Here is a 10,513-nt window from a genome sequence, read left to right as displayed (position 1 = left end):
CCGTTCCCCGGGCCCTGGATCAGGTTCTCGGGGATGGTGAACGTCGGGGTCGGGAACGCCTCCGTACGGAGGGGCGCCCTTCGCCGTCCCGCGACCCGCGCCTCGACGGGCCCGCCGCGGACTACTGCTGCGCGCCCGGACGCACCAGACCGCTCTCGTACGCGTACACGGCCGCCTGCACCCGGTCCCTCAGACCCAGCTTGGTGAGCACATGCCCCACATGCGTCTTCACCGTCGTCTCGCTGACGAACAGGTCCGCCGCGATCTCCGCGTTGGACAGCCCGCGCGCCACCAGCTTCAGCACCTCCACCTCGCGGTCGGTGAGGGTGTGCAGGGTGTCCGGCACCGGCTCCTCACCGGACGGAAGATGCGTGGCGTACTTGTCCAGCAGCCGCCGCGTGATGCTCGGCGCCAGCATGGCCTCACCGGCCGCCACCACCCGGATCGCCTGCACCAGTTCGTTGGCGGGCGCGTCCTTGAGCAGGAAGCCGCTCGCCCCGGCACGCAGCGCCTCCACCACGTATTCGTCCAGATCGAACGTGGTCAGCACCAGCACCTTGGCCGGACCGTCCCGGCCCGGCCCGGTGATCTGCCGCGTGGCCTCCACCCCGTCCATCCGCGGCATCCGGATGTCCATCAGCACGACATCGGGCTGCAGCGCTCGCACCTGGTCCAGGGCCTGGAGGCCGTCACCGGCCTCGCCGACGACCGCGAGGTCCTGCTCGGCCTCCAGGATCATCCGGAAACCGGTACGCAGCAGCGGCTGGTCGTCGACCAGTAGGACGCGGATGGCCACGTGACACTCCTTCGCTAGTCCGGCCCCATTCTGCCCTGCGCCCGATCTCCGCCTCACCCGGTCCCGGACTCCGCCGCCCGCACCGGCAGCGGATACGGCGGAGGAGTGCCGCCGAACTCCGGGCAGTGCGCCCGGTGATCGCACCAGCCGCACAGCTTGGTCGGCCGCGGCCGCCAGTCCCCGGTCTCCGTCGCCTGCCGGATGGCCTCCCACAGCGCGTGCAGCCTGCGCTCCACCCGCTCCAGGTCGGCCTGGACCGGGTCGTACGTCAGCACCTCACCGCTGCCGAGGTACACCAGCTGGAGCCGGCGCGGGACGACCCGCTTCAGCCGCCACACCACGAGGGCGTAGAACTTCATCTGGAACAGCGCGCCCTCGGCGTACTCGGGGCGGGGCGCCTTGCCGGTCTTGTAGTCGACGATCCGCACCTCGCCGGTCGGCGCCACGTCCACCCGGTCGATGATCCCGCGCAGCCGCAGCCCCGACTCCAGCTCGGCCTCGACGAACAGCTCCCGCTCGGCCGGCTCCAGCCGGGTCGGATCCTCCAGCGTGAACCAGCGCTCCACCAGCCGCTCGGCCTCGGCGAGCCAGCCGGCCAGCCGCTCGCCGTCCGGATCGTCGGCGAACAGCTCGGTCACCTCGGGCCTGCTCTCCCTGAGCCGGTCCCACTGCCCCGGGATCAGCGCCTTCGCCCGCGGCGCGGTCCGCTCCCCGGCGGGCGCGTCGAACAGCCGCTCCAGCACGGCGTGCACCAGCGTCCCGCGCGTCGCCGCCGCGCTCGGCTTCTCCGGCAGCCGGTCGATCACCCGGAACCGGTACAGCAGCGGACACTGCATGAAGTCACTGGCCCGGGACGGCGACAGCGAGGTGGGCGCCACCGCCTCCCGCCGTCCGGCCCCCGCCTCCCCGACGCCGCTCGCACCGCTACCGGCGGCGCTCGCCCCGGCCTCGGCCGACCGCACACCGCTACCGGCGGAGCCGGCACCGGCCTCGGCAGAGCGCGCGCCGGTCTCGGCGGGGCCGGCAGCGGCCTCGGCGGGGCTCACGTCGGCCTCGGACGGGCTCGCGCCGGTCTCGGCCGGACCGGCACCGGTCTCGGCGGGGCTCGCATCGGGCTCGGCGGTGGCGCCCGCGTCAGCGTCCGCGCTCACGGGCGTCGGGGCGGCCGGTGAGGCCGCCTCGGCCGCCTCGGAGGCGGGGGCCGGCGGGGGCGTCGCCGGTCGCGTCGGGGCGGCCGGTCGCGCCCGCTCGGCGCCGTCCGGCACGGCCGCCTCCTCCTCGATCCTGCTGTCCATGTCCCAGACCTTACGGCCCACCACTGACAGTGACCCACTCCCGGCCGCGTCGACCGCGTCACGACGGGGCAAACACAAGGGGTGCCGGGGCGGAACGTGCCACCACGGCCGCATACCATCGACCAGAGACCCTTCCGCCCGGCAGGTGCGGAAGACGCATCGAACGAGGGGACACCGTGGACGTGAGCGGCGGGAGCGGACAGCCGCGGTCCGGGAACGACGAGCCGGCCGAGCACTCCGCCGACCGTAGGGCCCCGGCGACCGGACCCACCGACCAGCCCGGGCCCGGCCCAGGACGTCCAGCACCCGACGAGACCGCCGCCCCGGAGCACCCGGCCCGGGCCCAGGCGGAGAAACCCGGACCGGCGGCCGCGCCGAGCGAACCCGACAGCCCCGCGAAAGCCGGCCCCGCCGGCGCGCACGACCCCGACAGCCCCGCCGGAACCCCGGCCGACGACATCCCGGCCGGCCGGACCACCACCGACGGCGCACCCGGCACGGCGACCGACGCCGACCCGTCCGGCCCGGCCGACGCTCACGGCCCCAGCGGCGCCGCCCACCGCCCCGACAGCGCCGCCCGCACCCCCGCCGCGCACGGCCCGGACCGGCAAACGCCCGCCGCCACCCCCGCACACACCGCCGAGCCGGAGCACCGCACGCTCGCGCACTCCGGTATCGCCAAGGGCGCGCCGCCCGAACCGCGGCCCAAGGAACCCGGCGGCGGCATCCTCATGGGCCGGCCCTTCGGCGTACCCGTGTACGTCGCGCCCAGCTGGTTCCTCGTCGCCGCGCTCATCACCTGGGTCTTCGGCGGCCAGCTCGACCGCGTGCTGCCCGAGCTGGGCGCCGCACGCTACCTGGTCTCCCTCTTCTTCGCCGTCGCCTTCTACGCCTCCGTCCTGGTCCACGAGCTGGCCCACACGATCGCCGCGATCCGCTTCAAGCTCCCGGTCCGCCGCATCCAGCTCCAGTTCTTCGGCGGTGTCTCCGAGATCGAGAAGGAAGCCGAGACCCCGGGCCGCGAGTTCGTGCTCGCCTTCGTCGGCCCCCTGCTCTCCCTCGTGCTGGCCGGCCTGTTCTACCTCGCCATGAAGCCGGTCGAGCCCGGCACGGTCCCCGGCGTGCTGCTCGCCGGACTCATGGTCTCCAACCTCATCGTCGCGATCTTCAACCTGCTGCCCGGCCTCCCCCTCGACGGCGGCCGCATGCTCCGCGCCGTCGTCTGGAAGCTCAGCGGCAAGCCGATGACCGGCACCGTCGCCGCCGCCTGGGTCGGCCGGGCCCTCGCCGTCTCCGTCCTGATCGGCCTGCCGCTGCTCAACCAGTCCGGCGCCCTCGGCGGCAGCGGTGAGGACACCGGCGGCATGGACACCGTCACCGACGCCCTGCTCGCCGCCATCCTCGCCGCGATCATCTGGACCGGCGCCGGCAACAGCCTGCGCATGGCCCGGCTGCGCGAACACCTCCCCGAACTGCGCGCCCGCGCCCTGACCCGGCGAGCCGTACCGGTGGAGAACGACACCCCCCTCTCCGAGGCCCTGCGCCGCGCCAACGCCGCCGGCGCCCGCGCCCTCGTCGTCGTCGACGCCGACGGCCACCCCCTCTCACTCGTCCGCGAGGCCGCCATCGTCGGCGTACCGGAGCACCGCCGCCCCTGGGTCGCCGTCAGCGGGCTCGCCCAGGAACTGACCGACGGCATGCGGGTCTCCGCAGAACTGGCCGGAGAAGACCTCCTCGACGCCCTGCGCGCCACCCCCGCCACCGAGTACCTGGTGGTCGAGGAGACCGGCGAGATCTACGGCGTGCTGTCCGCGGCGGACGTGGAACGCGCCTTCGTCAAGGCGATGGCCCGGCCCGCCTGAGCGAGCACGAGACCGGCGACCACCCCCTCCGCCGGCCGAACCCCCCGCAGGGAACCGGTACGCTGGTCACATGTCCGAACCGACCGGTGCCGCCCGCAGGCGCGGGCCCTTCAAGGTCGGGGACCAGGTACAGCTGACCGACCCCAAGGGCCGCCACTACACGTTCACGCTCGAAGCCGGAAAGAACTTCCACACCCACAAGGGTTCCTTCCCGCACGACGAACTGATCGGCGCTCCCGAGGGCAGCGTTGTCCGCACCACCGGCAACGTCGCCTACCTCGCGCTGCGCCCCCTGCTCCCCGACTACGTCCTCTCCATGCCCCGCGGGGCAGCCGTCGTCTACCCCAAGGACGCGGGGCAGATCCTCGCCTTCGCCGACATCTTCCCCGGCGCCCGCGTCGTCGAGGCCGGCGTCGGCTCCGGCTCGCTCAGCAGCTTCCTGCTCCGGGCCATCGGCGACCAGGGCATGCTGCACTCCTACGAGCGCCGCGAGGACTTCGCCGACATCGCCCGGCAGAACGTCGAGCGCTACTTCGGCGGCCCCCACCCCGCCTGGCAGCTCACCGTCGGCGACCTCCAGGACAACCTGTCCGACACCGACGTCGACCGCGTCATCCTCGACATGCTCGCCCCCTGGGAATGCCTGGACGCCGTCTCCAAGGCACTCGTCCCCGGCGGCATCCTCTGCTGCTACGTGGCCACCACCACCCAGCTCGCCCGGACCGTGGAGTCCATCCGGGAGATCGGCTGCTTCAACGAGCCGACCGCCTGGGAGACCATGATCCGCAACTGGCACATCGAGGGCCTCGCCGTCCGCCCCGACCACCGGATGATCGGCCACACCGGCTTCCTGCTCACCGCCCGCCGCCTCGCCGACGGCGTCGAGCCGCCCATGCGCCGCCGCCGCCCCGCCAAGGGCGCCTACGGCGAGGACTACGCCGGACCCAACGCCGACGGCGGCGCCGGCCGCTGACCGGCCCCGCGCGCGAACAACACCAGGGCGCCGTCGCCGAGTTCCCACCCACCCACGGGAACCCGGCCACGGCGCCCGACCGTTGACAGGGCACCAGGACCCCCACGGCCCCCGCCCCCCACGCCGAACCGCGCCCCGGTGTGCCGCCCGGGGGAATCCCGGACCCCGCCGTTCCCCCGCTCTGTGACGTGTGGCACCATGCAGGCCACCCCCACCGGCACAGCCCTCACAGGAGACACTCCTCGTGCAGCAATCCGCCGTTCCGGAGCTCGCCCACACCCAGACCCGGCCCATCCACTGGGTCGCCACCGCCACAGCCGTCGCCGGGATCGTGGCCCTCTCCTCCGTCCTCCAGCCCGAACCGGCCACGGCCGCCCAGCCCGCCCACGGCACGGCGGCCGAACCCGCACCCGCCGCCGCGCCCCCCGGCACGGCCGGCGTGCGCTTCCCCCTGCAGTGCGGACCGGTCAAGGCCGTCGTCGTGAAGCAGGCCACCGGAGACCTGGACGGCGACGGCCGACCCGAAACGGTCGCGGTCGTCCACTGCGACGCCCCCATGGGCACCCCGCCCGACGGGGTCTACGTCCTCACCCGCCCCGCGGACGCGGCCTCGCCCCGCGTCATCGCCACCCTCGTCCGGCCCGAGGAGCGGCTCACCGTCACCGACGTCACCCTCCGCGCCCGCGCCTTCTCGGCCACGCTCCTCGGCTACTCGTCGGACTCCGTGCCCAGTTGCTGTCCCGACGTGAAAACCCCGGCCACCTGGCAGTGGAACGGCAGAGCCTTCCTGCGCTCCACGCCGGCCGGAGCCCACAGCGTCTGAACCGCACTCACTCCGCGTCGGGCCCGTACACCTCCACCCCGTCCGAAACCCGCCGCACATGGATGCACTCGCCCGGACACTCCTTCGCCGAGTCCACCACGTCCGCCAACAGCGGCAGCGGCACCGCCGTCGTCGCCCCGGGCGCCTGCAGCAGCTCGTCGCCCGCGCCCTTCACATACGCCAGCCCGTCGATGTCCAGCTCGAACACCTCCGGCGCGTACTGCGCGCAGATCCCGTCGCCGGTACACAGGTCCTGGTCGATCCAGACCTCCAGCGCCTCGCCGCCCGGAGCCTCCTGCTGCACGGTCATCTCTCCTGCCGTCGGTTCGCCGGGCGGCCCGGCGCCACGAGGGCCAGCCGGGTCCGCTCCAGCGGCTGTTGAACACCCTCGACCCTACCTCCGCCCGCATCCCGGCCCGGTTCGCCCGCCACCGGGTTTCCGGCCCGCCCCGCTCGGGTACCAGCGCCGGACCGGGCAAGGCACGCCCCGGCGGCCGGGTCGACCACTTCAGGCCGCCACGACAGTGACACCGACTGCCTGAACCGTCGCTCTGCGTGATGATCGCACGAGCGCTCTCCGTGCTGCCCGCACCCGGGCCCGCCCCCCGCGCAGCGGACAACTCCGGCCACTCCTGGCGGGTTTTGACCGCGCCCCGCATGGAACAAGCTGCTTTCCCATCACGTTGAGTGGGTATCCCCTCCGTGCGAGGGAGTGCGCACCGGGTGACCGACGACACACCTTGACAGTCTTTGTGATCTAGGGGTTTCAATCGACACCCACCCAGGTAGGGTCTGGAAGCGTCCAGCTCCCCTTGGAGGAGGTGAGGACCGTGGCAGCCCACGACGACGACATGAACCGCGGCATCCGCCCGGGACGCGGGTCCGACGACCCGGCCGGGCAGATCGCCTACCTTGAGCAGGAGATCGCCGTCCTGCGCCGCAAGCTCGCCGACTCTCCGCGTCACACGAGGATTCTCGAAGAGCGGATCGTCGAGCTGCAGACGAACCTGGCCGGCGTGTCCGCCCAGAACGAACGACTGGCCAACACCCTCCGCGAGGCCCGCGACCAGATCGTGGCCCTCAAGGAGGAAGTCGACCGGCTCGCCCAGCCGCCGGCCGGCTTCGGTGTCTTCCTGCAAGCCAACGAGGACGGCACCGCCGACATCTTCACCGGCGGCCGCAAGCTCCGCGTGAACGTCAGCCCCAGCGTCGAGCTCGACGACCTCAGGCGCGGCCAGGAGGTCATGCTCAACGAAGCGCTCAACGTGGTCGACGCCATGGAATTCGAGCGCGTCGGCGACATCGTCACCCTCAAGGAGATCCTCGAGGACGGCGAGCGCGCCCTCGTCCTCGGGCACACCGACGAAGAGCGGGTGGTACGGCTCGCCGAGCCGCTGCTGGACGTCACCATCCGCGCCGGCGACGCACTCCTTCTGGAGCCCCGCTCCGGCTACGTCTACGAGGTCGTGCCCAAGAGCGAGGTCGAGGAACTCGTCCTCGAAGAAGTCCCCGACATCGGCTACGAGCAGATCGGCGGTCTCGGCAACCAGATCGAGGCCATCCGCGACGCGGTCGAGCTGCCGTACCTCTACCCGGACCTCTTCAAGGAGCACGAGCTCCGCCCGCCCAAGGGCGTCCTGCTCTACGGCCCGCCCGGATGCGGCAAGACACTGATCGCCAAGGCCGTCGCGAACTCACTGGCCAAAAAGGTCGCCGAGGTCACCGGCCAGGCCGCCGGCAAGAGCTTCTTCCTCAACATCAAGGGTCCCGAGCTCCTCAACAAGTACGTCGGCGAGACCGAGCGCCAGATCCGCCTCGTCTTCCAGCGTGCCCGCGAGAAGGCCAGCGAGGGCACCCCCGTGATTGTCTTCTTCGACGAGATGGAGTCCCTCTTCCGCACCCGCGGCTCCGGCGTCAGCTCCGACGTGGAGAACACCATCGTCCCGCAGCTCCTCGCCGAGATCGACGGCGTCGAAGGCCTGCAGAACGTGGTCGTGATCGGCGCCTCCAACCGCGAGGACATGATCGACCCCGCCATCCTGCGCCCCGGCCGGCTCGACGTGAAGATCAAGATCGAGCGCCCGGACGCCGAAGCGGCGAAGGACATCTTCGGCAAGTACCTCACCGAGCGACTCCCGCTGCACGCGGACGACCTCGACGAACACGACGGCGACAAGGCCACCACCGTCCAGAGCATGATCCAGACGGCGGTCGAGCACATGTACGCCGAATCCGAGGAGAACCGCTTCCTGGAGGTCACCTACGCCAACGGCGACAAGGAAGTCCTGTACTTCAAGGACTTCAACTCCGGCGCCATGATCGAAAACATCGTGGGCCGCGCCAAGAAAATGGCGATCAAGGACTTCCTGGAAAAGAACCAGAAGGGCCTTCGCGTCTCCCACCTCCTCCAGGCATGCGTGGACGAGTTCAAGGAGAACGAGGACCTGCCCAACACCACCAACCCCGACGACTGGGCCCGCATCTCCGGAAAGAAGGGCGAGCGGATCGTCTACATCCGCACCCTCATCACCGGAAAGCAGGGCGCGGACACCGGACGCTCCATCGACACGGTGGCGAACACCGGTCAGTACCTGTAACAGCAGGGCGGCTGCGGGTGCCCTCCACGGGGTACCCGCAGCCGACTGTTTTCCAGGCCACGACCGGAGCAGCCAATGACGCAAATGATCTCCCCACCAGCGCAAAGGCGTTCTAGGCTCTTTCCTACCGCCGAGTCGCGCAGTGCGGGGACGGGCACCGCACACGCACCGGAGCGCCAGCGGTACGTGAGCGGCACCCACGACCGAGGGTGCCGCCGGGCAAGGAGGGCCGCATGACCGTACGGCGAGTAATGGGCATCGAGACGGAGTACGGGATCTCCGTCCCCGGCCACCCCAACGCCAATGCCATGCTCACCTCGTCCCAGATCGTCAACGCCTACGCGGCGGCGATGCACCGGGCCCGCCGGGCCCGCTGGGACTTCGAGGAGGAGAACCCGCTGCGAGACGCGCGAGGCTTCGACCTCGCCCGGGAAGCCGCCGACTCCAGCCAGCTCACCGACGAGGACATCGGCCTGGCCAACGTCATCCTCACCAACGGCGCGCGCCTGTACGTCGACCACGCCCACCCCGAATACAGCGCCCCGGAGGTCACCAACCCCCGCGACGCCGTCCTCTGGGACAAAGCCGGCGAGCGGATCATGGCCGAGGCCGCCGAACGGGCCGCCCAGCTGCCGGGCGCCCAGCCCATCCACCTCTACAAGAACAACACCGACAACAAGGGCGCCTCCTACGGCACGCACGAGAACTACCTGATGAAGCGGGAAACCCCCTTCTCGGACATCGTGCGCCACCTCACGCCCTTCTTCGTCTCCCGCCAGGTCTTCGCCGGAGCCGGACGCGTCGGCATCGGCCAGGACGGGCACGAACACGGCTTCCAGATCAGCCAGCGCGCCGACTACTTCGAAGTCGAGGTCGGCCTGGAGACCACCCTCAAACGCCCGATCATCAACACCCGCGACGAACCGCACGCCGACGCCGAGAAGTACCGCCGGCTGCACGTGATCATCGGCGACGCCAACCTCTCGGAGATCTCCACCTACCTCAAGCTGGGCACGACCGCCCTGGTCCTGTCCATGATCGAGGACGGCTTCATCGCCGTGGACCTCGCCGTCGACCAGCCCGTCCGCACCCTGCACCAGGTCTCCCACGACCCCTCCCTCAAGCGCCTGGTCACCCTGCGCAGCGGCCGCACACTCACCGCCGTCCAGCTTCAGATGGAGTACTTCGAGCTGGCCCGCAAGTACGTCGAGGAACGCTTCGGCGCCGACGCCGACGACCAGACCAAGGACGTCCTCAGCCGCTGGGAGGACACCCTCACCCGGCTCGAGAACGACCCCATGAGCCTGGCCGGCGAACTGGACTGGGTCGCGAAGCGGGAGCTGATGGAGGGCTACCGCCGTCGCGACGACCTCGACTGGGACGCCGCCCGGCTCCACCTCGTCGACCTCCAGTACGCCGACGTACGCGCCGAGAAGGGCCTGTACAACCGCCTCGCGGCCCGGGGACGCATCAAGCGACTCCTGGACGAGGCCGAGGTCGACAGGGCCCGTACGAAGCCGCCGGAGGACACCAGGGCCTATTTCCGCGGGCGCTGCCTGGAGCAGTACGCCGACGACGTCGCGGCCGCCTCCTGGGACTCGGTCATCTTCGACCTGCCCGGCCGCGACTCCCTCCAGCGCGTTCCAACCCTGGAACCGCTACGCGGAACGCGAAATCACGTCAAGGAGCTGCTGGACCGTTGCCGGACCGCGGAAGACCTGGTCAGGGTGCTGTCCGGCAACTGAACGCGATCAGCGGGTACCCGTACCGCCCCGGGCGGCCAGGGTGGAAAGCCCACCGCCCGGGAATCATCGAGGTGGCCCCCGCACGTTGTGGAAACTGCGGGGCCGATGTCGGACCCGGCCTATAGGGTCTGATCATCACCGATCGGCAGGCGAACTGAGCGGGGTGAGGGTTATGGCAACCAAGGACACCGGCGGCGGCCAGCAGAAGGCCACCCGGTCCACCGAAGAGGTCGAGGAGCAGGCGCAGGACGCGCAGGCCTCGGAGGACCTCAAGGAACGGCACGAGAAGCTGTCGGACGACGTGGACTCCGTGCTGGACGAAATCGATGACGTACTCGAGGAAAACGCTGAGGATTTCGTGCGTTCCTTCGTGCAAAAAGGCGGCGAGTAAAGGCAGATTGGTCGCTCTGCCTTCGAAGTGA

At 71.2% G+C, this 10,513-nt stretch carries 9 protein-coding genes; 6 read left to right on the top strand and 3 right to left on the bottom strand.

The genetic code is table 11. The features are described from left to right. Window positions 1-121: 121 nt before the first annotated feature. A complete protein-coding gene (locus ABZ576_RS25590) occupies window positions 122-796 on the bottom strand; it encodes a response regulator transcription factor (RefSeq protein WP_360745209.1) in 675 nt (224 codons plus the stop codon). Between the two features lie 53 nt (window positions 797-849). Beyond that, window positions 850-1,758: a RecB family exonuclease gene (locus tag ABZ576_RS25585; protein WP_360745234.1), complete on the bottom strand. Its 909-nt coding sequence runs from the start codon at window positions 1,756-1,758 to the stop codon at window positions 850-852. Window positions 1,759-2,267: 509 nt separating this feature from the next. Here ABZ576_RS25585 and ABZ576_RS25580 point away from each other — a divergent pair. From ABZ576_RS25580 to ABZ576_RS25570, 3 genes are all read left to right on the top strand, one after another. Then, window positions 2,268-3,953 carry a site-2 protease family protein gene (locus ABZ576_RS25580; protein WP_360745206.1) on the top strand — a complete coding sequence of 562 codons (1,686 nt, stop codon included), beginning with the start codon at window positions 2,268-2,270 and terminating at the stop codon, window positions 3,951-3,953. Between the two features lie 70 nt (window positions 3,954-4,023). After that, complete coding sequence (locus ABZ576_RS25575; RefSeq protein WP_360745203.1) at window positions 4,024-4,926, top strand: tRNA (adenine-N1)-methyltransferase; 903 nt, start codon at window positions 4,024-4,026, stop codon at window positions 4,924-4,926. Between the two features lie 244 nt (window positions 4,927-5,170). Next, entirely contained in the window at window positions 5,171-5,749 is a 579-nt protein-coding gene (locus tag ABZ576_RS25570) for a hypothetical protein (protein WP_360745201.1), read from the top strand. 7 nt (window positions 5,750-5,756) lie between these two features. Here ABZ576_RS25570 and ABZ576_RS25565 read toward each other — a convergent pair whose 3' ends face one another. After that, entirely contained in the window at window positions 5,757-6,059 is a 303-nt protein-coding gene (locus ABZ576_RS25565; protein WP_360745198.1) for a ferredoxin, read from the bottom strand. Between the two features lie 520 nt (window positions 6,060-6,579). Between ABZ576_RS25565 and arc the strand changes: the two genes are divergently transcribed. The 3 genes from arc (at window position 6,580) to ABZ576_RS25550 (ending at window position 10,482) form a co-directional block, all read left to right on the top strand. Further along, entirely contained in the window at window positions 6,580-8,346 is a 1,767-nt protein-coding gene (gene arc / locus ABZ576_RS25560; RefSeq protein ID WP_360745195.1) for a proteasome ATPase, read from the top strand. Window positions 8,347-8,579: 233 nt separating this feature from the next. Next, the gene (gene dop, locus ABZ576_RS25555; protein WP_360745192.1) at window positions 8,580-10,091 is read left to right on the top strand and encodes a depupylase/deamidase Dop; all 1,512 of its coding nucleotides are present in this window, start codon (window positions 8,580-8,582) and stop codon (window positions 10,089-10,091) included. A gap of 172 nt (window positions 10,092-10,263) precedes the next feature. Next, window positions 10,264-10,482: a ubiquitin-like protein Pup gene (locus ABZ576_RS25550; protein WP_020939002.1), complete on the top strand. Its 219-nt coding sequence runs from the start codon at window positions 10,264-10,266 to the stop codon at window positions 10,480-10,482. The last annotated feature ends 31 nt before the right edge of the window (window positions 10,483-10,513 follow it).

The organism is Streptomyces sp. NPDC013455 (assembly GCF_040632975.1).
GTDB lineage: Bacteria > Actinomycetota > Actinomycetes > Streptomycetales > Streptomycetaceae > Streptomyces.
The sequence above is the reverse complement of the archived record's forward strand: the minus strand, read 5'-3'. Positions and strand labels throughout refer to the sequence as shown.